25 protein-coding genes and 1 pseudogene are annotated in these 26,709 nt (G+C 66.0%); 15 read left to right on the top strand and 11 right to left on the bottom strand.

What is annotated here, in order from left to right; all coding sequences use genetic code 11:
* Positions 1-33 precede the first annotated feature (33 nt).
* The 5 genes from epd to fba all read left to right on the top strand — a co-directional run bounded on the left by epd (position 34) and on the right by fba (position 4,111).
* Positions 34-1,080, top strand: coding sequence for an erythrose-4-phosphate dehydrogenase (epd, locus tag OH686_RS10530; RefSeq protein WP_137973610.1), 1,047 nt, complete (start codon positions 34-36; stop codon positions 1,078-1,080).
* 24 nt (positions 1,081-1,104) lie between these two features.
* Positions 1,105-2,265: a phosphoglycerate kinase gene (locus OH686_RS10525; protein ID WP_289538402.1), complete on the top strand. Its 1,161-nt coding sequence runs from the start codon at positions 1,105-1,107 to the stop codon at positions 2,263-2,265.
* A 72-nt stretch (positions 2,266-2,337) separates the two neighbouring features.
* On the top strand, positions 2,338-2,529 hold the full coding sequence (locus OH686_RS10520) for a putative periplasmic lipoprotein (RefSeq protein WP_137973608.1): 192 nt from the start codon (positions 2,338-2,340) through the stop codon (positions 2,527-2,529).
* Between the two features lie 13 nt (positions 2,530-2,542).
* Positions 2,543-2,854: an MliC family protein gene (locus OH686_RS10515; protein ID WP_289538400.1), complete on the top strand. Its 312-nt coding sequence runs from the start codon at positions 2,543-2,545 to the stop codon at positions 2,852-2,854.
* A gap of 192 nt (positions 2,855-3,046) precedes the next feature.
* Positions 3,047-4,111 (top strand): class II fructose-bisphosphate aldolase, encoded by a 1,065-nt coding sequence (gene fba / locus OH686_RS10510; RefSeq protein WP_289538398.1) that lies wholly within the window; start codon positions 3,047-3,049, stop codon positions 4,109-4,111.
* Positions 4,112-4,169: 58 nt separating this feature from the next.
* Here fba and OH686_RS10505 read toward each other — a convergent pair whose 3' ends face one another.
* Positions 4,170-9,377, bottom strand: a complete 5,208-nt coding sequence (locus OH686_RS10505; protein WP_289538396.1) for a M10 family metallopeptidase — start codon at positions 9,375-9,377, stop codon at positions 4,170-4,172.
* Between the two features lie 182 nt (positions 9,378-9,559).
* On the opposite strand from OH686_RS10505, the gene OH686_RS10500 reads away from it, so the two are divergent.
* On the top strand, positions 9,560-9,937 hold the full coding sequence (locus OH686_RS10500) for a hypothetical protein (protein WP_289538394.1): 378 nt from the start codon (positions 9,560-9,562) through the stop codon (positions 9,935-9,937).
* On the opposite strand, the gene OH686_RS10495 is transcribed toward OH686_RS10500, so the two are convergent.
* Positions 9,934-10,533 carry a hypothetical protein gene (locus OH686_RS10495; protein WP_289538392.1) on the bottom strand — a complete coding sequence of 200 codons (600 nt, stop codon included), beginning with the start codon at positions 10,531-10,533 and terminating at the stop codon, positions 9,934-9,936. The two genes, OH686_RS10500 and OH686_RS10495, sit on opposite strands and share 4 nt — an antisense overlap.
* Positions 10,534-10,849: 316 nt before the next feature.
* Between OH686_RS10495 and OH686_RS23390 the strand changes: the two are divergent.
* The 6 genes and pseudogenes from OH686_RS23390 to OH686_RS10470 all read left to right on the top strand — a co-directional run.
* Positions 10,850-11,986: pseudogene (locus OH686_RS23390) on the top strand (cache domain-containing protein); the annotation flags it as partial.
* Between the two features lie 15 nt (positions 11,987-12,001).
* Entirely contained in the window at positions 12,002-12,847 is an 846-nt protein-coding gene (locus tag OH686_RS23385; protein WP_502942807.1) for a methyl-accepting chemotaxis protein, read from the top strand.
* A gap of 74 nt (positions 12,848-12,921) precedes the next feature.
* Positions 12,922-13,419, top strand: coding sequence for a M48 metallopeptidase family protein (locus OH686_RS10485; RefSeq protein WP_289538388.1), 498 nt, complete (start codon positions 12,922-12,924; stop codon positions 13,417-13,419).
* A 16-nt stretch (positions 13,420-13,435) separates the two neighbouring features.
* Complete coding sequence (locus OH686_RS10480; protein ID WP_289538386.1) at positions 13,436-13,867, top strand: hypothetical protein; 432 nt, start codon at positions 13,436-13,438, stop codon at positions 13,865-13,867.
* Positions 13,868-14,053: 186 nt separating this feature from the next.
* Positions 14,054-15,106, top strand: coding sequence for a cyclic nucleotide-binding domain-containing protein (locus OH686_RS10475; protein WP_289538384.1), 1,053 nt, complete (start codon positions 14,054-14,056; stop codon positions 15,104-15,106).
* A gap of 15 nt (positions 15,107-15,121) precedes the next feature.
* Positions 15,122-15,880 (top strand): substrate-binding periplasmic protein, encoded by a 759-nt coding sequence (locus tag OH686_RS10470; RefSeq protein ID WP_289538382.1) that lies wholly within the window; start codon positions 15,122-15,124, stop codon positions 15,878-15,880.
* Positions 15,881-15,886: 6 nt separating this feature from the next.
* Here the strand turns inward: OH686_RS10470 and OH686_RS10465 are convergent, their stop codons facing one another.
* On the bottom strand, positions 15,887-16,357 hold the full coding sequence (locus tag OH686_RS10465; protein WP_289538381.1) for a transcription elongation factor GreAB: 471 nt from the start codon (positions 16,355-16,357) through the stop codon (positions 15,887-15,889).
* An 87-nt stretch (positions 16,358-16,444) separates the two neighbouring features.
* Here OH686_RS10465 and OH686_RS10460 point away from each other — a divergent pair, with 87 nt between their 5' ends.
* Positions 16,445-17,224, top strand: a complete 780-nt coding sequence (locus OH686_RS10460) for a substrate-binding periplasmic protein (RefSeq protein ID WP_289538379.1) — start codon at positions 16,445-16,447, stop codon at positions 17,222-17,224.
* On the opposite strand, the gene OH686_RS10455 is transcribed toward OH686_RS10460, so the two are convergent.
* The 5 genes from OH686_RS10455 to OH686_RS10435 form a co-directional block, all read right to left on the bottom strand.
* Positions 17,202-18,056 carry a hypothetical protein gene (locus OH686_RS10455; RefSeq protein ID WP_289538377.1) on the bottom strand — a complete coding sequence of 285 codons (855 nt, stop codon included), beginning with the start codon at positions 18,054-18,056 and terminating at the stop codon, positions 17,202-17,204. The two genes, OH686_RS10460 and OH686_RS10455, sit on opposite strands and share 23 nt — an antisense overlap.
* Before the next feature lie 84 nt (positions 18,057-18,140).
* Positions 18,141-19,088: a DMT family transporter gene (locus OH686_RS10450; protein ID WP_289538375.1), complete on the bottom strand. Its 948-nt coding sequence runs from the start codon at positions 19,086-19,088 to the stop codon at positions 18,141-18,143.
* Between the two features lie 48 nt (positions 19,089-19,136).
* A complete protein-coding gene (locus OH686_RS10445) occupies positions 19,137-19,595 on the bottom strand; it encodes a GNAT family N-acetyltransferase (protein ID WP_289538373.1) in 459 nt (152 codons plus the stop codon).
* 38 nt (positions 19,596-19,633) lie between these two features.
* Complete coding sequence (locus OH686_RS10440) at positions 19,634-20,131, bottom strand: DinB family protein (protein WP_289538371.1); 498 nt, start codon at positions 20,129-20,131, stop codon at positions 19,634-19,636.
* A gap of 89 nt (positions 20,132-20,220) precedes the next feature.
* A complete protein-coding gene (locus tag OH686_RS10435) occupies positions 20,221-20,667 on the bottom strand; it encodes a DUF6714 family protein (protein WP_289538369.1) in 447 nt (148 codons plus the stop codon).
* Positions 20,668-20,760: 93 nt separating this feature from the next.
* Between OH686_RS10435 and OH686_RS10430 the strand changes: the two genes are divergently transcribed.
* Together OH686_RS10430 and OH686_RS10425 are read left to right on the top strand one after the other, a co-directional pair.
* Complete coding sequence (locus tag OH686_RS10430; RefSeq protein WP_289538368.1) at positions 20,761-21,618, top strand: HDOD domain-containing protein; 858 nt, start codon at positions 20,761-20,763, stop codon at positions 21,616-21,618.
* A gap of 108 nt (positions 21,619-21,726) precedes the next feature.
* Positions 21,727-22,593: a type 1 glutamine amidotransferase domain-containing protein gene (locus OH686_RS10425; protein WP_289538366.1), complete on the top strand. Its 867-nt coding sequence runs from the start codon at positions 21,727-21,729 to the stop codon at positions 22,591-22,593.
* A 244-nt stretch (positions 22,594-22,837) separates the two neighbouring features.
* Here OH686_RS10425 and OH686_RS10420 read toward each other — a convergent pair whose 3' ends face one another.
* The 3 genes from OH686_RS10420 to yccS form a co-directional block, all read right to left on the bottom strand.
* Positions 22,838-24,022 carry a BaiN/RdsA family NAD(P)/FAD-dependent oxidoreductase gene (locus tag OH686_RS10420; RefSeq protein ID WP_289538364.1) on the bottom strand — a complete coding sequence of 395 codons (1,185 nt, stop codon included), beginning with the start codon at positions 24,020-24,022 and terminating at the stop codon, positions 22,838-22,840.
* A 105-nt stretch (positions 24,023-24,127) separates the two neighbouring features.
* Entirely contained in the window at positions 24,128-24,319 is a 192-nt protein-coding gene (locus tag OH686_RS10415) for a hypothetical protein (RefSeq protein WP_289538363.1), read from the bottom strand.
* A 91-nt stretch (positions 24,320-24,410) separates the two neighbouring features.
* Entirely contained in the window at positions 24,411-26,603 is a 2,193-nt protein-coding gene (yccS, locus tag OH686_RS10410) for a YccS family putative transporter (RefSeq protein ID WP_289538361.1), read from the bottom strand.
* Positions 26,604-26,709 lie beyond the last annotated feature (106 nt).

Below are 26,709 nucleotides of genomic sequence, written 5' to 3'. Positions count from 1 at the left end.
CCCTCGCCTGAGGGGGCCGCGCCGAGAACCGCCATGGCCAGACGCCCCTATAAAGTCGCCCTCAACGGATACGGCCGTATCGGTCGTTGCGTGCTGCGCGCCTTGCACGAGCGCGGCGCCGCGGCCGGTTTCGAGATAGTCGCGCTGAACGATCTGGCCGACCAGGCCAGCATCGAATACCTGACCCGCTTCGACTCCACCCACGGCCGCTTCCCAGGCGAGGTGCGGGTCGACGGCGACTGCCTGCATATCAATGGCGACTGCGTGAAGGTGCTGCGCCAGGCCACGCCGGAGGCCATCGACTGGGCGGCCCTGGATATCGACCTGGTGCTGGAATGCTCCGGCGTCTACCACAGCCGCGCCGATGCCGAGCGCTTCCTGGCGGCTGGCGCGCCACGGGTGCTGTTCTCCCAGCCGATGGCCAGCGAGGCGGATATCGACGCCACCATCGTCTACGGGGTCAACCAGCAGCAGCTGAGCGGCCGCGAGACCCTGGTCTCGAACGCCTCCTGCACCACCAACTGCGGCGTACCGCTGTTGAAACTTCTCAACGAGGCGGTGGGTCTGGAGTACGTCTCCATCACCACCATTCACTCCGCGATGAACGACCAGCCGGTAATCGACGCCTACCACCACGAAGACCTGCGCCGCACGCGCTCGGCCTTCCAATCGGTGATCCCTGTTTCGACGGGGCTCGCACGGGGTATCGAGCGCCTGCTGCCGGAACTGGCCGGGCGCATCCAGGCCAAGGCCATCCGCGTGCCGACGGTCAATGTCTCCTGCCTGGACATCACCCTGCAGACCGCCCGCGATACCTCCGCCGAGGAGATCAACCGGGTGCTGCGCCAGGCCGCCGAGGCCGGCCCGCTCAAGGGCCTGCTGGCCTATACCGAGCTGCCCCACGCCAGTTGCGATTTCAACCACGACGCCCATTCGGCCATCGTCGACGGCAGCCAGACCCGCGTGTCCGGCCCGCGCCTGGTCAACCTGCTGGCCTGGTTCGACAACGAATGGGGCTTCGCCAACCGCATGCTCGACGTCGCGGAACACTTCCTCGCCGTCTCCACGACTTCCAACTAACCAGCCCCTTGTGAAGGACTGACCATGACCGTTCTGAAGATGACCGACCTCGACCTCGCCGGTAAGCGCGTGCTGATCCGCGAAGACCTCAACGTGCCGGTGAAGGACGGCGTGGTGAAGAGCGACGCGCGCATCCTCGCCTCCCTGCCGACCATCAAGCTGGCCCTGGAGAAGGGCGCGGCGGTGATGGTCTGCTCGCACCTGGGGCGTCCGACCGAGGGTGAGTTCAGCGAAGAGAACAGCCTGGCACCGGTCGCTGCCTACCTGAGCAAGGCCCTGGGCCGCGAAGTGCCGCTGGTCAAGGACTACCTGGGCGGTGTCGAGGTGAAAGCCGGCGACATCGTGCTGTTCGAGAACGTGCGCTTCAACAAGGGCGAGAAGAAGAACGCCGACGAGCTGGCCCAGCAGTACGCCGCGCTTTGCGACGTGTTCGTGATGGACGCCTTCGGCACCGCCCACCGCGCCGAGGGTTCGACCCACGGCGTGGCCAAGTTCGCCAAGGTCGCCGCCGCCGGCCCGCTGCTGGCCGCCGAGCTGGACGCCCTGGGCAAGGCTCTGGGCAACCCGCAACGCCCGATGGCCGCCATCGTCGCCGGCTCCAAGGTTTCCACCAAGCTCGACGTGCTCAACAGCCTGAGCGAGATCTGCGACCAGCTGATCGTCGGCGGCGGCATCGCCAACACCTTCCTCGCCGCGGCCGGCCACAAGGTCGGCAAGTCGCTGTACGAGGCCGACCTGGTCGACACCGCCAAGGCCATCGCGGCCAAGGTCAGCGTGCCGCTGCCGGTGGACGTGGTAGTGGCCAAGGCCTTCGCCGAAGACGCCGAGGCGACCGTGAAAGCCATCGCCGATGTGGCCGACGACGACATGATCCTCGACATCGGCCCGCAGACCGCCGCCCAGTTCGCCGAGCTGCTGAAGTCGTCGAAGACCATCCTGTGGAACGGCCCGGTCGGCGTGTTCGAGTTCGACCAGTTCGGCAACGGCACCAAGGTGCTGGCCCAGGCTATCGCCGAGAGCCCGGCGTTCTCCATCGCTGGCGGTGGCGACACCCTGGCGGCCATCGACAAGTACGGCGTGAACGAGCGGATCAGCTATATCTCCACCGGCGGTGGCGCCTTCCTCGAGTTCGTCGAGGGCAAGGTCCTGCCGGCCGTGGAAGTGCTGGAGCAGCGCGCCAAGTAAGCGCGGGCGCCTAAACCAAACGCCTTGCTCCGCGGTCCCTTGCACAGGAACCCCGGAGAAAGGAACACGGTCATGCGCAGCTTCAGCATCCTGTTACTCTGTGTGGCCGGCCTCGCCGGCTGCAGCGGCAAGGCCCCCAGCACCTGTGAGGTGCTCAGCCCGCCGGAAATCATTCTGCCGTCCACCCAGGACGATCAGCGGGTCGAGGTGCAGAGCAGCGGTGACCCCACCGTGGACGGCAGCGCCCAGCAGGACTGCCCCTGACATGGAGTGAGCGATGAAGGCGGTGATGATGGCGTTGTCCGTCGTGTGGCTGGCCGGCTGTGCCGGCCAGCCGACGCCCAGCGATAGCTGGACCCGCTGGGTCTGCGACAGCCAGGCCGAAGTGCTGTGGCGGCCAGTCGGCGACGAGGCGGTCGATCTGCGTCTGGGTGACGGTGACATCGTTCATCGCCTGCAGCGCGAACCCTCGGGCTCCGGTGCGCTCTATAGCGACGGCGTTCTGGCCTTCCACAGCAAGGGGGAGGAAGGCCTGGTGTACCGGGTGGCGGACAACGACCTGATCGGTCGCGGCTGCAAGGCACAGTAATTGCGTTAGCAGTGGCTCGGACCTGTCCGGGCGAGCAGTGCGGCGGGCGCCCGAGCGCCGCCGGATTCGAATCCCGCGTGCCCCTGGCGCGCGGGGCGGAGAGGGTTGACCCCCGATCCCCTGAAACTTGAACAACGCCCGCCCCTGCGGCAGGCTTGCACACTTAACGACCCTCATTTGGGAGCTTCACAGATGGCACTTATCAGCATGCGCCAGATGCTCGACCACGCCGCAGAATTCGGCTACGGCGTGCCGGCCTTCAACGTCAACAACCTCGAGCAGATGCGCGCGATCATGGAAGCGGCCGACAAGACCGACTCCCCGGTGATCGTCCAGGCTTCCGCCGGTGCCCGCAAATACGCCGGTGCGCCCTTCCTGCGCCACCTGATCCTGGCTGCCATCGAAGAATTCCCGCACATCCCGGTGTGCATGCACCAGGACCACGGCACCAGCCCGGACGTGTGCCAGCGCTCGATCCAGCTGGGCTTCAGCTCGGTGATGATGGACGGCTCGCTTAAGGAAGACGGCAAGACCCCGGCCGACTACGACTACAACGTCCGCGTCACCCAGCAGACCGTCGCCTTCGCCCACGCCTGCGGCGTGTCCGTGGAAGGCGAGCTGGGTTGCCTGGGCAGCCTGGAAACCGGCATGGCCGGCGAAGAAGACGGTGTCGGCGCCGAAGGCGTGCTGGACCACAGCCAGCTGCTGACCGACCCGGAAGAAGCCGCCGACTTCGTCAAGCGCACCCAGGTCGACGCCCTGGCCATCGCCATCGGCACCAGCCATGGCGCCTACAAGTTCACCAAGCCGCCAACCGGCGACGTGCTCTCCATCGAGCGCATCAAGGAAATCCACAAACGCATCCCCAACACCCACCTGGTGATGCACGGTTCCTCCTCGGTGCCGCAAGAGTGGCTGAAGGTGATCAACGAGTTCGGCGGCGACATCAAGGAAACCTACGGCGTGCCGGTCGAGGAGATCGTCGAAGGCATCAAGCACGGCGTGCGCAAGGTCAACATCGACACCGACCTGCGCCTGGCCTCCACCGGCGCCATCCGCCGCATGATGGCCGAGCACCCGAGCGAGTTCGACCCGCGCAAGTTCTTCGCCAAGACCATCGTCGCCATGCGCGACATCTGCATCGCCCGCTACGAAGCCTTCGGCACCGCCGGCAACGCCTCGAAGATCAAGCCGATCTCCCTCGAGGGCATGTACCAGCGCTACGCCAAGGGCGAGCTGACCGCCAAGGTCAATTAAGTCTCTCGATGAATGAAAAGGCCCGCCATAGGCGGGCCTTTTCATTTCTGCTGGATATTTAGACAAGCAGGCTGCTGGCATCCAGGCTGCTGACGCCGAGTAGTTTGATCTCGAAGTCGGCTTTCATATCCCCACTCAGGTTTCCATAGAGAATCTGATTCTGGAAACGCAGCTGGCCTAAGCCGGTGAAGCTCGCCGAGCCGATGAAGGTGAACGCGTTGTTCCCGCTCAGCAGGCTGTTTGCATCGAGTGCCGAAAGGTTGATCTGGTCACCCTGGCTGGCATTGAAGTCGGTAATTACATCACGCTGCGCACCCATTCCCAGTTCGCTCAGTGCTCTGAACAGGAAGATGTCTGCACCTTCTCCTCCAGTCAGGACATCGGCCCCCAGGTTGCCAAACAGGAAATCATTGCCACCCCCTCCAATCAGGGTGTCGGCTCCTGCGCCGCCATCGAGACTGTTGCCATTCGCATCACCGGTCAAGGTGTTGGCCTCACCATTGCCTGTGAGATTGAGGGTGGTGATGCCATTGAGGGCGCTGGCATCGAGGTTCTCCAGGTTGGCCCCGAGGGTGAGAGTGGTAGGCTGGCTCAAGACGTTACCGCGTAATAGCACGGTATCGATACCAGCACCGGCTGCTTCGATTATGTTGTCCTCAAGAGCGGTGGTGCTATTGATGTCCAGCTGGAGGAGATCGACGATGTAGGTGTCGTTGCCCTTGCCGCCGGAGAGGGTATCGGCGCCGGCCCCGCCGTCGAGGATGTTGTTGCCGTCGTTGCCGGTGAGGCGGTTGCGTAGGGCGTTGCCGATGCCATCGAGGTTGGCGGTGCCGGTGAGCGTGAGGTTCTCCAGCTCGGCACCGAGGGTCCAGGACAGGCTACTGCTGACGGTGTCGGCGCCTTCTCCGGCAACCTCGGTGACGACATCGTCGATGTTGTCGACGACATAGGTGTCGTTGCCCAGACCGCCGATCAGGGTGTCGGAGCCAGCGCCGCCGTCGAGGCGATCGTCACCGGCATTGCCGATGAGGAGGTTGTCGGAAGCGTTGCCAGTAAGGATGTTATTGGCCTCATTGCCGGTGCCGTTGATGGCATCAGAGCCTGTGAGGACGAGATTCTCCAGTTCGGCGCCGAGGGTCCAAGAGATGCTGCTGCTGACGGTGTCGGTGCCCTGTCCGGTGAATTCGGTGACGACGTCGCTCGCGTTGTCGACGACATAGGTATCGTGACCCAGGCCACCGATCAGGGTGTCGGCACCGGCCCCACCGTCGAGGCGATTGTTGGCGGCGTTGCCAGTCAGAACGTTGTTGGCGTCGTTACCGGTCAGGTTGAACAGGCCGGTGCCGGTGAGGGTGATGTTCTCCAGGTGCTGGCGGCTGCTCAGATCAATGCTCTGAGCCACGGTGGTCGAGGCGTTGGTATAGGCGATCCGCAGGGTGTCGGTGCCCTCGTCGGCCAGCTCCTGCACCAGGTTCAGCTCGCTGGCATTGTCGAGCACGTAGGTGTCGTTGCCCAGCCCGCCGATCAGGGTGTCGATACCGGCTCCGCCGTCGAGGCGGTCATCACCAAGCCCGCCGCTGAGTACGTTGACCGAGGCGTTGCCGATCAGCACGTTGTTAGCGTCGTTACCGGTCAGGTTGAACAGGCCGGTGCCGGTAAGCGTGATGTTCTCCAGGTGCTGGCGACCGCTCAGATCAATGCTCTGAGCCACAGTGGTGGAGGCGTTGGTATAGGCGATCTGCAGGGTGTCGGTGCCCTCGTCGGCCAGCTCCTGGATCAGGTTCAGCTCGCGGGCGTTATCGAGCACATAGGTGTCGTTGCCCAGGCCACCGATCAGGGTGTCTACTCCGGTACCGCCATCGAGGCGATTGTTGGCGGCATTGCCGGTGATGAGGTTGTTGGCGCTGTTGCCGGTCAGGTTGAGGCGCGTGGTGCCGGTGGCGCTGGCGTCGAGGTTCTCCAGGTTGGCCCCCAGGGTGAGGGTGGTGGCCTGGGTCAGGGCAATGGAGCCACGCAGTTGCACGGTATCGGTGCCGGCACTGGCGGCCTCGGTGAGGCTGTCTTCCAGGGCGGTGCTGCCGCTGCCGGCCTGGATCAGGTCGACGATGTAGGTGTCGTTGCCCTTGCCGCCGGCGAGGGTATCGGCGCCGGCCATGCCGTCGAGGATGTTGTTGCCGTCATTGCCGGTGATGCTGTTGCGCAGGGCGTTGCCGGTGCCGTCGAGATGGGCGGTGCCGGTGAGAGTGAGGTTCTCCAACTCGGCGCCGAGGGTCCAGGACAGGTTGCTGCTGACGGTGTCGGTGCCCTGTCCAGCGAGCTCGGTGGCGACGTCATTGATGTTGTCGACCACATAGGTGTCGTTGCCCAGGCCGCCGATCAAGGTATCGGCGCCGATGCCGCCATTGAGGACGTTATTGGCGCTGTTGCCGGTGATCTGGTTGTCGAGGGCGTTACCGGTGCCGTTGATGGCGGTGGTACCGGTGAGTAGAAGGTTCTCCAACTCTCTGCCGAGAGTCCAGGAGATGCCGCTCTTGACGGTGTCGATGCCTTCGCCAGCGAGCTCCTCGGTACGGTCGGCCGCATTGTCGACGACGTAGGTGTCGTTGCCCAGACCGCCGATCAGGCGGTCAGCCCCAGCACCGCCATCGAGGCGGTCGTCACCAAGCCCGCCAGTGAGTACGTTGACCGAGGCGTTGCCGATCAGCACGTTGTTAGCGTCGTTACCGGTCAGGTTGAACAGGCCGGTGCCGGTAAGCGTGATGTTCTCCAGGTGCTGGCGACCGCTCAGATCAATGCTCTGAGCCACAGTGGTGGAGGCGTTGGTATAGGCGATCTGCAGGGTGTCGGTGCCCTCGTCGGCCAGCTCCTGGATCAGGTTCAGCTCGCGGGCGTTATCGAGCACATAGGTGTCGTTGCCCAGGCCACCGATCAGGGTGTCTACTCCGGTACCGCCATCGAGGCGATTGTTGGCGGCATTGCCGGTGATGAGGTTGTTGGCGCTGTTGCCGGTCAGGTTGAGGCGCGTGGTGCCGGTGGCGCTGGCGTCGAGGTTCTCCAGGTTGGCCCCCAGGGTGAGGGTGGTGGCCTGGGTCAGGGCAATGGAGCCACGCAGTTGCACGGTATCGGTGCCGGCACTGGCGGCCTCGGTGAGGCTGTCTTCCAGGGCGGTGCTGCCGCTGCCGGCCTGGATCAGGTCGACGATGTAGGTGTCGTTGCCCTTGCCGCCGGCGAGGGTATCGGCGCCGGCCATGCCGTCGAGGATGTTGTTGCCGTCATTGCCGGTGATGCTGTTGCGCAGGGCGTTGCCGGTGCCGTCGAGATGGGCGGTGCCGGTGAGAGTGAGGTTCTCCAACTCGGCGCCGAGGGTCCAGGACAGGTTGCTGCTGACGGTGTCGGTGCCCTGTCCAGCGAGCTCGGTGGCGACGTCATTGATGTTGTCGACCACATAGGTGTCGTTGCCCAGGCCGCCGATCAAGGTATCGGCGCCGATGCCGCCATTGAGGACGTTATTGGCGCTGTTGCCGGTGATCTGGTTGTCGAGGGCGTTACCGGTGCCGTTGATGGCGGTGGTACCGGTGAGCAGAAGGTTCTCCAGCTCACTGCCGAGAGTCCAGCTAACACTGCTTTTGACAGTGTCGTGACCCTGATCAACCAGCTCTTCGATGCGATCACTGGAATTGTCGACGACATAGGTGTCGTTGCCCAGGCCGCCGATCAGGCGGTCAGCCCCAGCACCGCCATCGAGGCGATTGTCGGCGGCATTGCCAGTGATGCGGTTGTTGGCGCTGTTGCCGGTCAGGTTGAGGCGAGTGGTGCCGGTGGCACTGGCGTCGAGGTTCTCCAGGTTGGTCCCCAGGGTGAGGGTGGTGGCCTGGGTCAGGGCAATGGAGCCGCGCAGTTGCACGGTATCGGTGCCGGCACTGGCAGCCTCGGTGAGGCTGTCTTCCAGGGCGGCGGTGGCGGTGCTGCCGCTGCCGGCCTGGATCAGGTCGACACGATAGGTGTCGTTGCCCTTGCCACCGGCGAGGGTATCGGCGCCGGCCATGCCGTCGAGGATGTTGTTGCCGTCATTGCCGGTGATGCTGTTGCGTAGGGCGTTGCCGGTGCCGCCGAGATGGGCAGTGCCGGTGAGGGTGAGGTTCTCTAGCTCGGCGCCGAGGGTCCAGGACAGGTTGCTGCTGATGGTATCGGTGCCTTCGCCAGCCAGTTCCTCTGTAAGGTCGCCGATGTTGTCGACAACATAGGTGTCGTTGCCGGTGCCACCATGCAGGGTATCGGCGCCAGCTCCGCCGTCCAGGCGGTCGTTACCCGCACCGCCGGTTAGGACGTTGGCGAGCGCGTTACCTACCAGGGTGTCGTTGTGGTTTGAGCCTATGGCGTTCTCGATCTGTGCGCCATGGGCAATCGCCAGTCCCTGATTGAACTGATAGTTGCCGTATAGGTAATCGATGAAGGTCTTGCCGATATTGCTGTAGGCACCTTCGTTCAGGTTGATCTTGACCGCTGCCAACTGGTTGCTGGCGTCTATGGTATCGGTGCCGCCGCCATCCCAGATGGTCTCGAAGATGCGCTCGTCTGCACCCCAGGTGTAAGTGGTGTCGCCTTGGTTCCAGCTGTAGTTCGCGCCGTAGATGTACTGGATGGCCGCGATGTCCAGCACCATGGGTGTGGTGGGATAGAAGGAGTAGGCATCGTTGTAGCTCATGACGGTGTAGGCCACCTCATCGAGCGCATTTCTCAGAACTGTCGAGTTATAGGGGCTGGTGGAGAAGTTGTGCTTGAGCCCGAGCGCGTGCCCTACTTCGTGGAGAAGAGTCAGGAAGTCGTAAGAGCCTGCACTGGTGTCGGCCGACGAGGTGGCCGGGCCGATCCAAACGTCACCGGCCGCTGGGCCATTCGAAGGTAGATAGGCCCAGGCGAGAGTGCCCTCATCCATGCCGGAGTAACCGCCGAAGCGCAGGTCGCCAACACTGCTGCTCGTCTCGCTGACAGCCGTGAATTGGAGATTGGCGACAGCGCTCCAGCTGGCCAGCACATTGGACACTGCCGTGGCCTGGGATTCGGTAAGCGCGAAAGTGGAAAGGTATTCCCTGTTATTGCTGTAGTAGGGCGAGAACCGAGACTGGCCAGGCGTGATGAAGCTGTAGCTCAGCGTGGTTTGTCCTGCGGTGGACTGCCAGGCGCTGCCGTAGAGGAGGGCGTCGACGAGGTAGTCCTGGCTGAGAGGAATCAGCACGCTTGGGGTATAACCAGTGGGAGACGGCATAATCCTTCCTTAGAGGCGCTAATCCATGGTCTCGCCTGTCCTGCCCTGGCGCCTCAGGGCAACTGCGAATTGGGCGAGGCATTTTGCCAATCCTGATGGGGAAAGTCATGAAGAGGGTGTGCTGGTTAGGCATGATCGCCTTTGTTTCCGGCTGTTCCAGCGTACCTCCGCCGCCTCTTCCGATGAGCGGTCGCACGGAGGCTGATCCGCAGCGTTGCATCGAGCGCGCCGAGTGCACCACCAAGGTCTCGCGCACCCTGCTGTTCGTCTTCGACTATGCCGCTGCCGGCGGTGCACTGATGCAGCGCCAGGGGCGCCTGCTGTTCACCCCGGACGATTCGCCTTCCAGCGATTGGCCGGCACTTGCCATCCGCCTGGCGGAGCCTGCCGACAGCCGCTTCGAGTTCGCCGCCGAGTGCATGAGCTCGAGCTGCCGCTACGACGCCGAGCAGTTGTTGCGGGTGTATCGCAGCTACCTGGCCGATCGGCCCTGCTCGCTGCTGCTGGAGAGCGCCGTGCGCGCCTGTGGCGAAGTGGCGAGTATTCCGCTGGCGCCCTAGTCGCTCAGGCAATCCGGCTCGCCGGGCGCCAGCAGCCGCTCGGGGCCGGCGTCGGCGCTGAGCATCACCTGCATGCAATAGCCACCCTCGACGCTGAACTGGCCGATCAGGTCCGGTTTGCCGTCGCGATCCAGGTCGCCGGCCCAGAGCAGCTGCCAGGAGCCGTTGGCGGGCTCGTTTGCCGGAAGTATCTGGGTGAGCCCCGCACTGCTGAGCAGCAGGTTGTAGCGACCTTCCTGGTCGCCATGGCAGTCCAGGCGGTAGTCGCCCGCCTGCAGCAGGGTCTGCTGGAATACCTTGGGTTCGTATGGGTCGTTGTAGCAGGTGGTCTCTGTGTCGAGCGGCAGGACGCTGGGAATGGCACCGGCGCGCAGCCGCGTATCGGCCAGATTGAGCTGGGCATCCGCCACCGAGCTGCGAATTTCCGCCAGCGCGCCGAGTTCGTCGACGTAGGACTGCAGCTGTGTCGGCAGCAACAGCCAGGCGCCATCGCGCTGCACCAGCGCCATGGCTGGCACCGGCTCGCCGGAGGGAAGCTTCTCCGTCGCGGCGGCGCATAGCGGCAGCAGGAGCAGGGCAGGCAAGAGGCGTTTCATAGCAGTTCGAGCTCGCTGACAGGGCGGTTTCAGGGTTTGGGTGCGTGGACAGTGCCGTGAGTCATTATGCAATGCCAGCATCAGCGCCCGGCTTTATGCGCTCGCTCACTGCTTTGTTGGTGGCTGCGCAACATGTTGCGCACTGGTACGGGCGTACATCACGTTCGTCGGCTGCGCAGGTGCTTCCGGGGGTTGGCAATCAAGCCTTGCGCTGCGCTACCGATAACCGGGATATGCTGATAACAGGCTCATCCCGGGCCTTTCCCGCGACGCAGTGCCGCGCGGGAGCACCGGCAGTCAGCGAGCAGGAGCAACCATGGGCTCAATAAAAACAATCCAGGCCCGTTACACCCTTATTTTCATTGCCTTCATCGCGGTGGTATTTCTGCTCACCGAGGAGGGTATCCGCCACTTCGTCACGCCCAAGCTCAAGGCATCCGAGGAGCAGCTTGTACTGGGGCGGGTCGGCACCATCGCCGACACCATCCTCTTCGAGCTGGCCAAGGTCGAGGCGCAGTCGCGCAGCATCACCCAGACCATACCGCTGCTCGACAGTGACACCATCGATGTCGTGGTGCCCGGCCTGGTCGACCAGTATGGCGATCCCAAGGTCTTCGGCGGCGGCATCTGGCCGCTGGCGCAGAAGCGCTCCGAGCAGGACAAGCACAGCACCTTCTTCCACCGCGATGCCAGCGGCAAGATGACGGTGAACACCTACTGGAACTCCGACGCCGCGCCGGCCTACTACGAGCAGCCCTGGCACCGTGCCGGCCAGCAGGCGCCAGCCGGCAAGTGCGCCTGGGCCGCCGCCTACAAGGACGACGCCAGCGCCCAGCCGCGCACCAACTGCGCCATGGCCATCCAGAAGGACGGCTCCCTGTTCGGCGTATCGACCATCGACGTCACCCTGGGCTTCTTCAACAACCTGGTGGCGGAGAAGGAGAAGGAGATTCAGGGCGAGGTGATGATCGTCGAGCCGGACGGGAAGATCCTCAGCAACCAGGCGCGTATCGGCGGCGAGATCGTGCTGAAGAACGTCTCCGAGCTGGCCCGCCAGTCGGTATTCGTCGGCGAGATCCAGGAAGGCCTGGGCAAGATGGGGCGCGAGGCGCTTTACAAGCACGAGTTCGACAGCCCCGACGGCGAGGCCTGGACCTTCTACCTGCAACCGATCGAGGGCACGCCCTGGCTGCTGGCGGCGGCGCTGCCGACCCGCCTGCTGACCGAGAACAGCTCCGAGGTGCTGAGCACCCTGGCCTACATCCAGGTGCCGCTGGTGATCCTGCTGCTGGCCACCATGCTGTTCGCCATCCGCCAGCTCATGCAGCGCCTGCACGTGCTGCGCGGCAACATCGATTCGCTGTCGGCCGGCGACGCCGATCTGACCCGGCGCATCGCCCTGAAGGGCGAGGACGAGATGGACGCGGTGGGCGACTCGGTCAACCGCTTCATCGCCTACCTGCAGAACATGATCGCCGACGTCACCCAGGCCTCGGCGCTGATCGCCGAGGAGTTGGCCCAGCTGCAGCAGCAGTCGCGGCACACCAACGAGGTGCTGACCCGTCACGCCAACGAGACCGACCAGGCGGTGACCGCCATCACCGAGATGAGCTCCACCGCCGACACCGTGGCGCAGAGCGCCACCGAGACGGCCGCCTTCACCCGCAACGCCAACGACAACGCCGAGCAGTCCAAGCAGGTGGTGGCCGAGGCTTCGGCCAGCGTGCTGGCCCTGGTCGGCGAGGTGGAGAGCGCCACCGCGCGGGTGCTGGCCATGCAGCAGGACGCTCAGCGCATCAACGACGTGCTCGGAGTGATCGGCGAAATCGCCGGGCAGACCAATCTGCTGGCGCTCAACGCGGCCATCGAGGCGGCGCGTGCCGGCGAGCAGGGCCGTGGCTTCGCCGTGGTGGCCGACGAGGTTCGCGCCCTGGCCGGCCGCACCCAGCAGAGCACCTCGGAGATCAACGAGATGCTGGCCAAGCTGCAGCAGGGCGTGAGCTCCGCGGTACAGGCCATGGAGCAGACCAAAGCCAGCTGCCAGGCCACGGCGGACCGCACCTCGCGGGTCAACGTCGGCCTCGACGACATGGCCTCGGCCGTCAGCCGCATCCACGACCTCAGCGCGCAGATCGCCACCGCCGCCGAGGAGCAGAGCGCGGTGACCGAGGAGATCAACCAGAACATGGTCGCCATCCGCCACATGGTCGACGACCTGGTCGCCGGCGGGCAGCAGGCGGACCGCAGCACCGACGCGCTGCTGGCCTCCAACCGTCGCCTGGTCGAGCTGGTCAACCGCTTCAAGGTGCGCTGACCGTTCGCCGCCGACGGCTGCCGGAAGGCGCCCGTCGGCGGTTACACTGGCGACCCCGTACCAAGCACCAGGCTATGACCACATCCTTCAAGTATCTCCAGGGCTACCCGCCGCACCTGCAGCAACAGGTAATGCAGATGGTCGCCGAGGATCGCCTGGGCGACTACCTGGCCAAGCGTTATCCCAATCGCCATCAGGTGCAGAGCGACAAGGCGCTGTACGGCTACACCCTGGAGCTGAAGCAGGAATACCTGCGCAACGCGCCGAGCATCGACAAGGTGCTGTACGACAACCGCCTCGACCTGACTCACCGCGCCCTCGGCCTGCACACGGCCATCTCGCGAGTGCAGGGCGGCAAGCTCAAGGCGAAGAAGGAAATCCGCGTGGCTGCGCTGTTCCGCGAGGCGGCGCCGGAGTTCCTCAACATGATCCTGGTGCACGAGCTGGCGCACCTGAAGGAGGCCGAGCACAACAAGGCCTTCTACAAGCTGTGTCAGTACATGCTGCCCGACTATCACCAGCTGGAGTTCGATCTGCGCCTGTACCTGACCTGGCGCGAGCTGGCGGACTGACTGGAAGGAAATACTCATGGACGAAATTAATCCCTATGCCACGCCGGGCAGTAGCCTGCACAGCGAGGCCTCGGCAATGCCTGGGAGACCGCGGGGATACGGGTGGTACAAGTGGTGCAGCCTTATCTATGGTCTGCTGTTCATCGCCATGGGACTTGCCATTGCAGCGCGGCATGGCCTCGATCTTTCGGTAGTCACGCTGGTAGCGATGCTGATCATCCTCGCGCCCTTGATCAGCTATTTACTGGTGGCGGCTCGCTGGCGGCGTCTGTTCTATGCCTGGATTTCTCTGCACCTGCTGGGCTCGCTATTGCTGACGACGTTTGGCTTCGAGCGGGCAAGTACCAAGGAAGGCGTCGAGTGGGGCTTCATTGTGTTCGTAGCCGGCAGCAATCTGCTGTCCTGGCTTGCAGGCCTTTACTTTCACTGGCGCCTGGGCAAGAAATAGGCACTGCCGGCCAGCCCACGCCAGCCGTGGCCCGGGCGCAGTCATCACCGGCTTATCCACAGAGTCATCCCCGGCCTCTGTGCACAACCCTCTGATTGAGAAGTGCTTTTTTCGGCGCGACCAAAGGACTGGGAGCCACTGGCAGCCGGTGCCATAGTGGTTGTATCACTTGCAGGAGAGCCCGCCATGAGTAGTGCCCCGCTCACGCCCGAACAGCTGAGCAGCTTCAGTCCCATGGACTTCCTCACCCCGGCCTACCGCCAGCAGCTGCACGCCAGCCTCAAGTACCTGCAGCGCCCGGCCGGTACCCAATTGCTGCAGAAGGGCGAGCGCGCCCTTGCCCAATACTACTTGCTGGAAGGCAAGGTCGCGGTGGATGCCGGCCCCGGTCGGCAGACCATTGAGGGCGGTTCGCCACAGGCGCATCTGCCGCTCAATCCGGGTCAGGTCAATCCGAACAGCATCAAGGCGATCACCGACGTGCGCCTGTTCGCCGTCGAGCACCAGCTGCTGGAGCGCCTGCTCGGCTGGAGCCAGGACGCCGCCTACCAGGTCAACAGCCTCGGCGGCGACGGCATGGTCGAGGAGCACGACGAGGACGACTGGCTGGCGCGCCTGCTCAGCACGCCGCTGTTCGGTCGCCTGCCACCTTCGCACCTGCACGCCCTGCTGGCACGCTTCGAGTACCTGCAGGCGCGGGCCGGTGACAGCGTGGTCACTTATGGCGAGCCTGGCGAGCACTTCTACGTGATCAAGCACGGGCGGGCGCGCATCAGCCTGCCGCAGGCCTACCGTGAGCAGCCGACCCAGGTGCTGGAGAGTGGCGACTTCTTCGGCGAGGAAGCTCTGGTCAGTGGCGCCGTGCGTTCGGCCAGCGTGATCATGCTGGAGGACGGCGAGCTGGCGCGCCTGCACCGCGACCTGTTCGTCGAACTGGTGCGGCCGAGCCTGATCCCGCGTATCAACAGCCAGGATCTGCAGCGCATCACTCACCAGGGCAGCCGCAAGTATCTGCTGCTCGATGTGCGCCTGGCTGCCGAGTACCGCCTGGCGCATCTGCCGGAGAGCTTCAACCTGCCGGTGGCCAACCTGCGCACCCATGCCGACAGCCTGGACCGTGCCACCTGCTATGTGGTCACGCCCGAGGGCGGCATCCGCAGCGAGCTGGCCGTGCACCTGCTCAACCAGCTGGGCTTCGACGCCTACCTGCTGGGTGACTCCTCCACCGAGGCGGCCTGAGTGCCGTAGTCGTCCATGCGCCGGACAGCGTTGTGCGCGTGTCTGCTCGGCCTCTGCGCCAGCCTGTTCGGCTCGCTGGCACAGGCGCGCGAGTGGCTGGTGGTGGGCACCAGCTTTCCCCAGGTCTACGAGCGCAATGCCGCCGGTGACTTCACCGGCCTGGCACCGGCGGTTCTGCGCCGGCTGGCTGCCGAACTGGGTGGCGAGCTGCGCTTCGAGCTGTATCCCTGGGTTCGTGCCCAGCGCATGGTCGAACTGGGCCAGGCGGACATCCTGGTCGGGCCCTACCGCACGGCCGAGCGCGAGGCGCGCTTCGCCTTCGCTGCCGAACCCTTCTATCAGGACCGCATCGTCTTCTATGCCCGGCGCAGTCAGGCGGCAAGCTGGAACGGCGATTACGCCAGCCTGCGCGGCAAACGGGTCGCCGTGGTGCGGGGGTGGATCTACGGCAGCCAGTTCGAGGCGGTGCGCGCCAGCCTGCGGCCGATCACGGTGGAGTCGGTGCACAACGGCCTGCTCATGCTGGAGGCCGGGCGCATCGACCTGCTGGCCAGCAACCAGCGCAACACCCAGCCCCATCTGCGCGAACTGAGGCTGCAGGAGCGGGTCGGCGAGGTGGGGCCGTTGATCGATGTGCAACGCGGCTACTTCGCCTTCCCCAAGGGCAGCGCTCATGCGGAATTGCGCCGGCGCTTCGATCACGCCTTCGCGCGCTTGGTCGAGTCCGTTCAGCTGGCGCGGCTGGCGGAGCCGCTCGGGGTCAGCGTGCCCTGATGGCATTCACTCCACGGTAACGATTCGCCAGGCCGCCGCCCCGGCCTGCACCTCGTCGTCGGGGCCGCGGCCGAGCAGCTGCTGGCCGAGTGGCGCCTGGGCGGTGATTAGCATGATCTCCAGGCCCAGGTGCTCCAGCTTGAGCCCGGCGCCATCCGGGCCCAGCAGTAGCCACTGCTGGCGTTCGGCGGCATCGGCCAGGCAGATCAGCGCGCCGAGCTGGATGCCGCTGGCATCGTCGTAGGCGCGCATCTGCAGGGCGCGCCAGACGGCCAGCGCGCGGCGGATGTCCTCGGCACGGCGCGACTGCCCGGCGGCCAGGTACGAGGCCTCCAGACCGCGGGTGTCGTACTTGTTCTCCGCCTTGCTCTCCTCGTGGGTAGCGGCCTGGCGGGCGAGGTCGGCGGCGGCGAGCAGCATGGCCAGGTCGGCCTCGAGGCGCTGGCAGACCTGTTGCTGCAGGAGAAGCTTGTCCATGGTGCGCAATCGCGGGCGGTGGGGTGTGCAGGGTAGCAGCCTCGCCCGATCTCCTACACTGCAACACACAACGCAAGGTGAATCGCGATGCGTATTACCCGCTGGCGTTGGCTGGGATGCCTGCTCGCCCTGTACCTCGCCGCCGGCCCGCACGCCGAGCAGCTGCAGCTGTATACCGAGGAGTACCCGCCGCTGAACTTCGCCCGCGACGGGCGCCCGGTGGGGCTGGCGGTGGATCTGGTGCGCGAGCTGTTCGAGCGCACCGGCCACCACGGCAAGATCAGCGTGGTGCCCTGGGCGCGCGGCTATCAGGCGGCGCAGCACGAGGCCAATACCGGGCTGTTCGTGACCATGCGCACGGCCGAGCGCGAGCGGCTGTTCAAGTGGGTGGGCCCGGTCTGCGTGGTGATCACCGGCTTCTATGCGCTGAAGGGCTCGGGCATCCGCATCGACTCGCTGGACGAGGCGGGTCGGGTCGGCACCATCGCCGTGCCGCGCCAGTGGTACAGCTACCAGGAGCTGCAGTCCCGCGGCCTGCCCAACCTGTACGGGGTGATCGGCCCGCAGCAGATGATGAGCATGCTGCGCCATGGTCGGGTGCCGGTGGTGGTGGCCGACAACGTGACCCTGGAGAGCCTGCTGGCCCTCGGCGGCCTGCGCCCGGAGAACGTCGAGCCGCTCTATGGCTTCCTGCGCAGCGAGGCCTATATCGCCTTCTCGCCGGCCACGGCGGACGCGGTGGTGCATGAGTGGCAGCAGGCGCTGGATTCGACCAAGCGCGACGGCAGCTTCGCCCTGATCTACCGGCGCTGGCTGCCGGGCCAGGAGATTCCCGCCGAGCTGCTCAGTCCAGCGCCGCCGCGCTGACCGCCTCGTCGGCCTGGTCGCGGCAGGCCTGGCGCTGGCGCAGGAACTCGGCGCGGGTGATGCGTTGGCGGATCGCGTAGTTGTAGGGCTGGCCGTCCCGCTGGCTCAGCTGCACCAGAACCTGGTAGTAGCCCAGCGGCTGGCCCAGCTCGAGTGGCGCGGCGCCGCTGCTGGTCAGTTCTAGGCGCTGGTGGCGGGGCTGCGTGTTGTAGGCGCTGAAGCACTGGCCATGAATTTCTGCCTCGCCGAGCTGTGGAGTGCTCCAGCGCAGGCGCAGGTCCTCGAACACTGGCGCGGCCTCGCGCAGGTCCTGAATCTCGCCGATCAGGCCCAACACCGGGCGGTCCGGCGCCACCGGCTGCTGCTCCATGCTCAGCGCGAACTGGCGCAGCGGTTGGCCGTGCACATCGGCGACCACCACCAGGTCGGGCAGGCGGATCTGGTAGTGGGTATCGCCGAGCAGCTTGTCGAGCACATCGGTACTGCCCTCGTATTCCCAGTCGTCCCAGTAGCTCACCTCGGGGCGGAAGTGCGCGTAGTCGCGGCGCAGCTCGGTCAGGTCGCGGTAGGTTTCGGGGTAGGCGAAGGCCACGGCGGCGTCGACCATCTGCTGGCGATCCGCCCGGCCCAGGTGCTGCCAGCTGAAACCGTACAGCGCGCCCAGCTCCCAGACCACGAAAGCGCCGCACAGCAGCAGGCTCAGGCCGTAGCGACGCAGGGCCGGCTCCCAGCCCTGGCGCAGGCCGCGCAGGGGAAACAGCAACAGCGCACGAACCAGCACCGTCAGGCAGAACAGCGCCAGCAACAGGAACCCCAGCAAAAAAATCAGCATGACTCATCTCCCTCGTTCAATCGGGAGCAGTCTGCAGTCGCCGCGTGGGGCGGGTGCGGAGGCAGTGTGGAGATTTGGCGGAGCTCAGTCGTGCTGCGGCTTGACCCGTACCGCCCAGAGCACGCCGACGATCAGCAGGACGATGCCGGCCAGGGTCAGCGGCGCCGGCCACTCGCCGCGCAGGATGAAGGCGTAGCTCAGCGCCGCCAGGGTCTCGAACACGATCAGCTGGCCGGCCAGCGAGGTGGGCAGGCGCTGGCTGGCTTCGTTCCAGCACAGGGTGCCGACCCAGGACGAGAGCAGGGCGATGGTGACCATCAGGACGATGAAGAACTCCGGGCGTGGGCCCAGCGGCATGGCGAACCGGCTGCCGCCAAGCGTCATGCCCAGCCACAGCAGGGCGTAGCCGAGCAAGGCCATGGGCAGGGTCACCAGGCCCTGGGCGGTGGCCCAGGTGCGCGGGCTGCGCCCGGGGTGATCGCGCAGCCAGTCGGCGTTGCGCAGCGGATACCAGGTCCAGCAGGCCACGGCGATCACCGCCAATAGTGCGCCGCTGGCGTAGCGGACCCAGTCCGTCTTGCCGGCGGTCTGCAGGGCATGCAATTCGGCCTGGTTGACGCAGGCGATGCCGGCCGCGATCAGCGCCAGCGAGGGCAGCAGCTTGGCCCAGGGCAGGCGCCCGTCGCGCTTGGCATTACGCAGGTTGGCGGCGATGGCGATGACCACCGGCAGGGTGCCGATGATCATGGTTGGCAGCGGCCCGCCGGCGCGCTGGATGGCGCTGGCCAGGCACAGGTAGTAGAGCAGGTTGCCCACCGCCGACAGCTTGAGCGCCTCCAGCCAGTCGCCGTGCGCCAGCTGGCGCAGGCGATGGCGGTCGAACCAGGCCAGCGGCAGGGCGATCAGGCCGAAGGCCAGGTAGCGCCCGGCCGAGAGCAGGGCGGCCGAATATTCCGGCAGCAGCAGCGGGCCGACGAACACCAGGCCCCACATCATCCCGGCGATCAGGGCGAACAGCGTACCCATCCACATCGACACGAACCTCGAAAGCGCCGCCGGTCATGGGCGGCGGAATTGAATCTACTGGGGCTGGCGACGCATGCCGATATGCGGGATGTCGTCTTCCAGGTAGGGCTCGGTCACCGCGATGAAGCCGTAGCGACCGTAATAGCCCTGCAGGTGGGCCTGGGCTGAGAGGTAGATCGGCAGCCCCGGCCAGCGCTCGAGGCAGGCCGCGACGGCGCGCTCCATCAACTGGTGACCGAGACCGCTGCCGCGCGCCTCCGGGGCTATCACCACTCGGCCGATCACCACGTCGCCATCCTGGGTCGACGGATCGAGCAGGCGCAGGTAGGCCACCAGCCGCTCGTCCTGCCAGGCCAGCAGATGGTGGGTGTCGGCGAGCAGGTCCTGGCCATCGACGTCCTGGTAGGGGCAGTTCTGCTCGACCACGAATACGCGGGAGCGCAGTTCGAGCAGGGCGTATAGCTCGTGCGGAGCCAGTTCGGAGTGGTGCTTGGTGTGCCAGGTAAAGGTCATGGGACGTGGTATTTCCGTGTCGGCGAGAGGCGATTCTGTCATGTCCGGTCGCCGGCCTCGATCTTGCCGAGTAGCCACTGCAGGCCGGCCAGGTGCTGCTGGTCGTGGCTGCACAGATAGTGCACCAGGCTGCGCAGGGTCAGCTCGCCATAACCCTCGAAGCGCGCCGGTCGCAGGAACTGCTCGGCGCTGATCGATTCGATCAGCGCCAGGGTCTCGCGGCGGGCACGGCGAAAGTCGGCCAGCACCGAGTCGGCATCCGCCTCGGCATAACGGCGCTCGCGGGCCATGGCCTCGCCGTCCAGCGAGATCAGCAGCGGGTTGTCTTCCTCCAGCGTGCGGCGCAGGCGCAGCTGGTAGCCCTCCACCTCGATATCGCGCACATGGCAGAGCTGTTCGATGGCGCTGAAGGGCTCACTCGGCACCCCTTCCCAGGACGCCGGCGTCCAATGCCGATGTTCGTGTGCAAAGGCAGCGAAATGGGCCTCCAGCTGATCGGGAAAGGCGGCCAGAGCGGCGAGGGTGGTGGTGAGCATGGCGGTGCTCCGGCTAAGGGCTAGGCCTCATGCTGGCATGCCGCGCTCCGCACCGCGCGGTACAGATAGCGAGAAAATCGGGGCGGCAGTCAGGCCTGGCCACTCCAGATGCGGATCGCGGCGAACAGCTGGTCATCCTCGCCGTACAGGCTGATCAGTTCGGCGCGGGTCTCCAGCAGGTAATCAAGGAAGCGCACCACGAAATCCCGCTGCGCCTCGCTGAAGGTCAGCACATGGCGGTTCTGCGGGCCGTCGTAGCTGATATGGAAGAGGAACTGGCCGATATAGGACCACTCCTCGCTACTTTCCAGGCATAGGCGCACCAGCGCGGGGAAGTAGTAGATGAGGCCCTCTGGCTCGACGAAGCACATGGGGTCCCAGCCGGGATTGCCGAGCTCCTCCATGCCGATGTCGTCGATGGTCGAATTGAGCAGCGTCTGGTCTTGCTCGAAGCACTCCTCGCAGTGCTGGTAGTTGGTGAAGTGGTCGGGCCTGGGCGTGGCGAACAGCGACTTGGATTCTTCCAGCCAGTTCATGGTGGGCACGGATGGTGGGATTGGTTTCCATGATAGGCGTCCGAGCCGCCGGCAGCACCTACACTGCTTCTGGGGGACCTAGGGAGGTGTGCATTGGGCGTCGAGGCTTCGGACTATTCGATCTACCGGCGGGTGGTGTCGCAGTTGATGCAGGGCCAGGAGCAACTACCCAGCTTGCCGGCACTGACCCTGGATATCCGCCGGGCACTGAGCGACGGGCAGATCAGCACCGGTGCGCTGGCCCGGTTGGTCAGTCGCGACCCGGCACTGGCGGCGCTGCTGATGAAGCATGCCTCCTGCGCCCTGTACCGCCACCCGATGGCGCCGCGCACCCTGCAGGATGTGATCGCCCTGCTCGGCATGGGCGAGGTGGATCGCATCACCATGGTCCACAGCATCAAGAGCCTGTTCACCCTGCACAGCCCGGCGCACAAGCGCCTGTTCATGGAGGTGTGGGGGCGGCTGACGCTCAAGGCCAGCACCTGCGCCATGCTGGCGCGGTTGATCGGCCATGTGGCGCCGGAGCATGCCCTGCTGGCGAGCCTGCTCAGCGAGGTCGGCACCCTGGCGGTGCTCTCGGCGTTCAAGGACGAGGCGGAGATTCCCTCCGGCGAGCTGTATTACAAGCTGTGCCGTGAATACAGCAAGTCGCTGGGCGTGATCGTGTTGAAGAAGTGGGCGGTGGACGACGAATACATCGAGGTGATCCGCGCGGCCGGCAACTGGGGCGCCTTGACCAGTCGCGAGCTGGAGCTGATCGATCTGGTCAACCTGGCGCTGTTCCATGCCATCAAGGAGCGCAATGTCGACGCCGAGCTGCCGCTGCTGGTGGAGCTGACCGCCTACCACAAGCTGCAGCCGCCGCTGAACTTCATCGGCGACAACGGCGAGCTGGAGCTGGTGCTCAATCACCGGGCGGACATTCACGCGATTGCCGAGACCCTGCGCTGAGCCGGTGGCATTGGCAGCCGCGGCCCGCGGGCCTGGCGTCCGCCGCATGCAGCCGCGATGCATGACCTGCTAAGGTCTCAGCCCATTGCCCATCCATGAGAGCCCGCCATGCCCGCGCCTTGCGTCCTGATTCCCCTGCCGCGCCGCGACTACGACCCCAGCGAGACGGCCCTGGCCTGGCGCCAACTGCGCCAGGCCGGCTACCGGGTGTGCTTCGCAACCCCGGATGGCCAGCCGGCGGAGCCCGATCCGCAGATGATCAGCGGCGAGGGTCTGGACGCCTGGGGACTGGTCCCCGGCCTGCGCCGGCTCAAGCTGCTCGGCCTGCTGCTGCGGGCCAATGGCGCGGCGCGCGCGGCCTGCGCGGAGATGCTGCGTGATCCCGACTACCTGCAGCCACTGCGTCATGAGCGCCTGCGCGTCGAGGACTTCGCCGGCCTGATGCTGCCCGGCGGGCACTGGGCCCGGGGCATGCGCGAGTACCTGGAGAGCGAGACGCTGCAGGCCTTCGTCGCGGCTTTCTTCGCCGCCGATAAGCCGGTGGCCGCAGTCTGCCACGGCGTGCTGCTGGCGGCGCGCAGCAAGGGCGCGGATGGTCGCTCGGTGCTGCACGGGCGCAAGACAACCGGGCTGACCTGGAAGATGGAGAAGACCGCCTGGGGCCTGACCCGCTTCTACGGTCGCTGGTGGGAGGGCGACTACTACCGAACCTACTCCGAGGCGGCGGGCGAGCCGGCCGGGTACATGAGCGTACAGGGCGAGGTGGGGAGGGTGCTGGCCAGCCCGGATGACTTCCTCGACGTGGCCAAGGATGCCCCCGATTTCTGGCGCAAGACCAGCGGCCTGCACCGCGACACGCCGAGCGACAGCCGCCCGGCCTGGGTGGTGCATGACGGCAACTATGTGTCCGGGCGCTGGCCGGGCGACATGCACGAGCTGATGCGGCGTTTTATCGAGCTGTTGCCGGCGGTCTAGGCAGACATGCAACTGCGTAGCCCGGATGCAATCCGGGAAATACAGGCGGCACCGCCCCCGGATTGCATCCGGGCTACATACTTTGTCGAGCTGTTGCCCAGGCCGTAGGCGTTGAGGATTCGCAAGTGGCGAGCTCATCGGCAGTCGGGCGGTGAGCGAGGGCCTATGGACTCGCCCTCACCCCAGCCCTCTCCCGCGGGGAGAGGGAGCCTGAGCGGTGCTGATCTGGGTCTATAGGCGAGCTTTAGACGAACTGCGCAGCGGCATGGGCTGAGGCCCAGGCCCACTGGAAGTTGAAGCCGCCCAGGTGGCCGGTGACGTCCAGCACTTCGCCGATGAAGTACAGGCCCGGCGACTTCTGCGACTCCATGGTCTTCGACGACACCTCGCGGGTATCGATGCCGCCCAGGGTCACCTCGGCGGTGCGGTAGCCCTCGGTGCCGGCCGGCACCAGGGTCCACTCGGCCAGCTTGGCCGCCACCGCATCCAGCTCTGCCGGGGTGTACTGCTTGAGTGGCTTGCTGACGAACCACTGCTCGGCCAGCAGGCCGGCCATCTTCTTGGTGAACAGCTCGGCGAGCAGGGTCTTCAGCTCGCTGTTCGGCCGCTCGCGCTGCTGCGCCGCCAGCCACTCGGGCAGGTCGATGTGCGGTAGCAGGTTGATGCTGATGGCGTCGCCCGGCTGCCAGTAGGAGGAGATCTGCAGGATCGCCGGGCCACTCAGGCCGCGGTGGGTGAACAGGATATTTTCCTTGAAGCTCTGCCCGTTGCAGCTGACCACGCAGTCCTCCACCGAGGTGCCGGACAGCTCGGTGCACAGGGCCTTGAGCTGCGGCTCGGTGATGGTGAAGGGCACCAGGCCGGCGCGGGTCGGCAGCAGCGTATGGCCGAACTGCTTGGCCACCTGATAGCCGAAGCCGGTGGCGCCGAGGGTGGGGATGGACAGGCCGCCGGTGGCGATCACCAGCGACTCGCAAGTGAACTTACCGGCGCTGGTGTGCAGGGTGTAGCCGGTATCAGACTTGGCGATAGTCTCGACCGAAGTATCCAGGCGCAGGTCGACGCCGTGCTCGTCGCATTCGGTCAGCAGCATGCTGAGGATGTCGCTGGCCTTGCGGTCGCAGAACAGCTGGCCGAGCTTCTTCTCGTGGTAGGGCACGTCGTGCTTGACCACCAGTTCGACGAAGTCCCACTGGGTATAGCGGGCCAGGGCCGACTTGCAGAAATGTGGGTTGTGCGAGAGGAAGTTGGCCGGCTCGCAGTACATGTTGGTGAAGTTGCAGCGGCCGCCGCCGGACATGAGGATCTTCTTGCCCGGCTTGTTGGCGTGGTCCAGCAGCAGGACCTGGCGCCCGCGTGCGGCGGCTTGCGCCGCGCACATCAGGCCGGCAGCACCGGCGCCGATGATGATGACCGAGAAGAAGGACACGGCTGAACCTCGATGAGTCGCGAAGCCGCGCATTCTAGCGGAAAGGCGCGGCGAATCCGCGGACGGTCATCGCCCCGCAGGCGCCGTGGCGCCTGCGGGGTAGGCTCAGCGCCCGCTGTTGTGGTTGTTGCCCTTGGGTTGCTTGCTGTGAGTCTCGCCACCGAAGCTCTGGTTACGGTCTTCGCCGCGCTTGCGGTTGGTGTTCTTGCTCAGGTCCTTGCAGTTGCTGCAGTACTCGGCCGATTCGGCCGGCGCGCTCTTGGCCAGCTGGGAGCCGCATTGGGGGCAGCGTTTCATGGCGTCACCTCGTCACTGAACGGCCCCGGAATGGGGCCGGCAGTGCAATGGTCGGCGGCTGCGGCGCGGCGACGCAGAGGGAAGTGCCTCCTCAGGCGGCCTTGGCCTGGGCCATTTCGGCCGGGCCCTTCTGCAGGTGCGCGACCAGGGTGCGCAGCGGCGCCAGCTGGCGGCAGATCAGGCCGAGCTGCACCTGCACCAGGCGGTGGCCTTCGTCCATCTCCTCCGGCAGTTGTTCCAGCTCCTCGGCCAGGGCCTGGTCGGCTTCGTCGTACACCGCCACCGGAGTGCCCGTCTGCAGGCCCGTGGCGATGGCGTCGAGGCTCTGGCTGATATGCGCCACTGCGCGGTCGTGCAGGGCGTCGCTGGCGTCGTCGGCCAGGGTCGCGCGGTGTGCGCCGAGGGCAGAGAGGTAGCTGAGCAGGGTGTGCGACAGCACCAGGAAGCGGAAGCCGGTTTCGGCGTCTTTGCGGAAGTGGCCGGGCTCCAGCAGCATGTTGGACAGGGTGGTGGACAGCGCCGCGTCGGCGTTGTGCGCGTTGCGCCGGGCCAGGCGGTAGCTCAAGTCGTCGCGGGCACCGGACTCGTACTGCTGCATGATCTGCAGCAGGTAGCGGCTGTTGCTGCTCAGGGTGCTGGCCAGCACCTGGTTGAGCTTGCGTCCCTGCCAGTCCGGCAGGATGAAGAACACCGCCAGGCCGGCGATCACCGTGCCCAGCACGGTATCCACCAGGCGCGGCCAGAGCAGGGTGTAGGCATCGCTGATCTGGTTGAAGCACAGCACCACCACCAGGGTCATGGCGGTGGTGGCCAGGGTGTAGCGGTCGACCCGGTTGGTGAAGAAGATCACCCCGGCGGCCACGGCGATCAGCGATTGCAGCAACGGATCGGGGAACAGGCGGATCAGCGCCCAGCCCAGTACCAGGCCGATCAGCGTGCCGCTGACCCGCTGCACCAGGCGCAGGCGGGTGGCACCGTAGCTGGGGCGGCAGACGAACAGGGTGGTCAGCAGGATCCAGTAGCCCTGCTGCGGATGGATCCAGTGCAGCAGGCCATAGCCGGCGAGCAGCGCGGCGGACAGGCGCAGGGCGTGGCGGAACACCAGGCTGGTCGGGGTGAAGTGCTGGCGCAGGCGCTCGAAGGCCTCCCTGAGGGTCTGCGGCGAGCGATCCAGCAGGCTGCTGTCCTGCTCGTCGGCCAGGGCGTCCGGGTTGCTGGCGCTGGACAGCTTGCGCTCCAGGCTGGCGAGGTTGTCGGCCAGGGCGCCGAGGGAGCGCAGCAGGTGGCGCCAGGCCGGGTTGTGCTGCTCGCGCAGGTAGGTCATGGAGGCGTCGAGGTCGGCCATGGCCTGGCTGTTGTCGTTGTAGTCGAACGGCTGGCGCAGGCGGATGGCGCGGCCCAGCGCCTGGCAGGCCTTGCCCTGCTGGCTGAGCAGGCGGCCGCAGCGGAACATCACGTCGCTGTGGAAGAAGGCCTCGGCCAGGGCGTTGTACGGGTAGTGCGAGGAGCTGGCGCGCTCGTGGATGTCCTGGGCGATGAAGTACAGCTTGAGGTAGCGGTTGGTCTTCTGCCCGCTGCGCTTGCGGCTCATGCGGTTGAGGATGATCTCCTTGGCCAGGTTCAGCGCCGTCACCACCCGACCGTTCTGCCGCGCCAGCTCCAGGCGCCGCGCCTCGACGTCCAACTGCTTGATCGGCTCGAACAGTGAGGCCTTCAGGCGCAGGTAGGCGCCCAGCTCCTCGAACACCCTCGCCAGTGCCTGCTGCACCGGTTGCTGGCTGAACAGCGCGCTCCAGAGAATGCCGAGCAGGCCGTACCAGGCCGCGCCGCCGATCAGCAGCAGCGGCTCCTGCCAGAAGCCGCCGGCCTGGCCGCCGCGGTGCTCCAGGCCGATGGCGGTGTAGATCGCCAGGATCAGAGTGGCCTGGGCCACCGCCGCGTAGCGTTCGCCGATGCCGCCGAGCAGGGTCATGGCGAAGGCCGCCAGGGCCAGGCCGGCGCCGAACAGCCAGGGCATCGGGAACAGCAGCTGCACCGCAGTGGCGGTGGCACCGAAGCACAGCAGGGTGACCAGCAGTCCCTGGGCGCGCCCGCGCCAGTGGTCGTCGTTCTCGGCCAGGGCGCTGGCGATGCAGCCGAGGAACAGCGGGATGACCAGGGCGATCCGCTCCAGGTACCAGCACAGGGCCATGGCGCCGGCCAGGGCGATGAATACCCGCACACCGTAGGTGAATTTCTCGCGCGCCCAGAGCTGGCGCAGGGTGTGCTTGAACGATGAGGGCATGGGCGAACGGCTACCCGCCGGGAAATGGGTTGGTGTGCCGAGAAGACGGCATCAGGTGCTGGCGAGGCACCATTTTATTGACCTTTCGTTCAGAGGATAGCCCGCG

This window comes from Pseudomonas sp. SO81 (assembly GCF_030374125.1).
Lineage (GTDB): Bacteria > Pseudomonadota > Gammaproteobacteria > Pseudomonadales > Pseudomonadaceae > Aquipseudomonas.
This window is presented reverse-complemented; position numbering and strand designations above follow the sequence as displayed.

What these genes read in the sequence shown, in the direction of transcription:
- epd (WP_137973610.1), top strand. Translation starts at nt 34, where the DNA reads ATGGCCAGACGCCCCTATAAAGTCGCCCTCAACGGATACGGCCGTATC.
- OH686_RS10525 (WP_289538402.1), top strand. Translation starts at nt 1,105, where the DNA reads ATGACCGTTCTGAAGATGACCGACCTCGACCTCGCCGGTAAGCGCGTG.
- OH686_RS10520 (WP_137973608.1), top strand. Translation starts at nt 2,338, where the DNA reads ATGCGCAGCTTCAGCATCCTGTTACTCTGTGTGGCCGGCCTCGCCGGC.
- OH686_RS10515 (WP_289538400.1), top strand. Translation starts at nt 2,543, where the DNA reads ATGAAGGCGGTGATGATGGCGTTGTCCGTCGTGTGGCTGGCCGGCTGT.
- fba (WP_289538398.1), top strand. Translation starts at nt 3,047, where the DNA reads ATGGCACTTATCAGCATGCGCCAGATGCTCGACCACGCCGCAGAATTC.
- OH686_RS10505 (WP_289538396.1), bottom strand. Translation starts at nt 9,377, where the DNA reads ATGCCGTCTCCCACTGGTTATACCCCAAGCGTGCTGATTCCTCTCAGC.
- OH686_RS10500 (WP_289538394.1), top strand. Translation starts at nt 9,560, where the DNA reads ATGAGCGGTCGCACGGAGGCTGATCCGCAGCGTTGCATCGAGCGCGCC.
- OH686_RS10495 (WP_289538392.1), bottom strand. Translation starts at nt 10,533, where the DNA reads ATGAAACGCCTCTTGCCTGCCCTGCTCCTGCTGCCGCTATGCGCCGCC.
- OH686_RS23385 (WP_502942807.1), top strand. Translation starts at nt 12,002, where the DNA reads ATGATCGCCGACGTCACCCAGGCCTCGGCGCTGATCGCCGAGGAGTTG.
- OH686_RS10485 (WP_289538388.1), top strand. Translation starts at nt 12,922, where the DNA reads ATGACCACATCCTTCAAGTATCTCCAGGGCTACCCGCCGCACCTGCAG.
- OH686_RS10480 (WP_289538386.1), top strand. Translation starts at nt 13,436, where the DNA reads ATGGACGAAATTAATCCCTATGCCACGCCGGGCAGTAGCCTGCACAGC.
- OH686_RS10475 (WP_289538384.1), top strand. Translation starts at nt 14,054, where the DNA reads ATGAGTAGTGCCCCGCTCACGCCCGAACAGCTGAGCAGCTTCAGTCCC.
- OH686_RS10470 (WP_289538382.1), top strand. Translation starts at nt 15,122, where the DNA reads ATGCGCCGGACAGCGTTGTGCGCGTGTCTGCTCGGCCTCTGCGCCAGC.
- OH686_RS10465 (WP_289538381.1), bottom strand. Translation starts at nt 16,357, where the DNA reads ATGGACAAGCTTCTCCTGCAGCAACAGGTCTGCCAGCGCCTCGAGGCC.
- OH686_RS10460 (WP_289538379.1), top strand. Translation starts at nt 16,445, where the DNA reads ATGCGTATTACCCGCTGGCGTTGGCTGGGATGCCTGCTCGCCCTGTAC.
- OH686_RS10455 (WP_289538377.1), bottom strand. Translation starts at nt 18,056, where the DNA reads ATGCTGATTTTTTTGCTGGGGTTCCTGTTGCTGGCGCTGTTCTGCCTG.
- OH686_RS10450 (WP_289538375.1), bottom strand. Translation starts at nt 19,088, where the DNA reads ATGTGGATGGGTACGCTGTTCGCCCTGATCGCCGGGATGATGTGGGGC.
- OH686_RS10445 (WP_289538373.1), bottom strand. Translation starts at nt 19,595, where the DNA reads ATGACCTTTACCTGGCACACCAAGCACCACTCCGAACTGGCTCCGCAC.
- OH686_RS10440 (WP_289538371.1), bottom strand. Translation starts at nt 20,131, where the DNA reads ATGCTCACCACCACCCTCGCCGCTCTGGCCGCCTTTCCCGATCAGCTG.
- OH686_RS10435 (WP_289538369.1), bottom strand. Translation starts at nt 20,667, where the DNA reads ATGAACTGGCTGGAAGAATCCAAGTCGCTGTTCGCCACGCCCAGGCCC.
- OH686_RS10425 (WP_289538366.1), top strand. Translation starts at nt 21,727, where the DNA reads ATGCCCGCGCCTTGCGTCCTGATTCCCCTGCCGCGCCGCGACTACGAC.
- OH686_RS10415 (WP_289538363.1), bottom strand. Translation starts at nt 24,319, where the DNA reads ATGAAACGCTGCCCCCAATGCGGCTCCCAGCTGGCCAAGAGCGCGCCG.
- yccS (WP_289538361.1), bottom strand. Translation starts at nt 26,603, where the DNA reads ATGCCCTCATCGTTCAAGCACACCCTGCGCCAGCTCTGGGCGCGCGAG.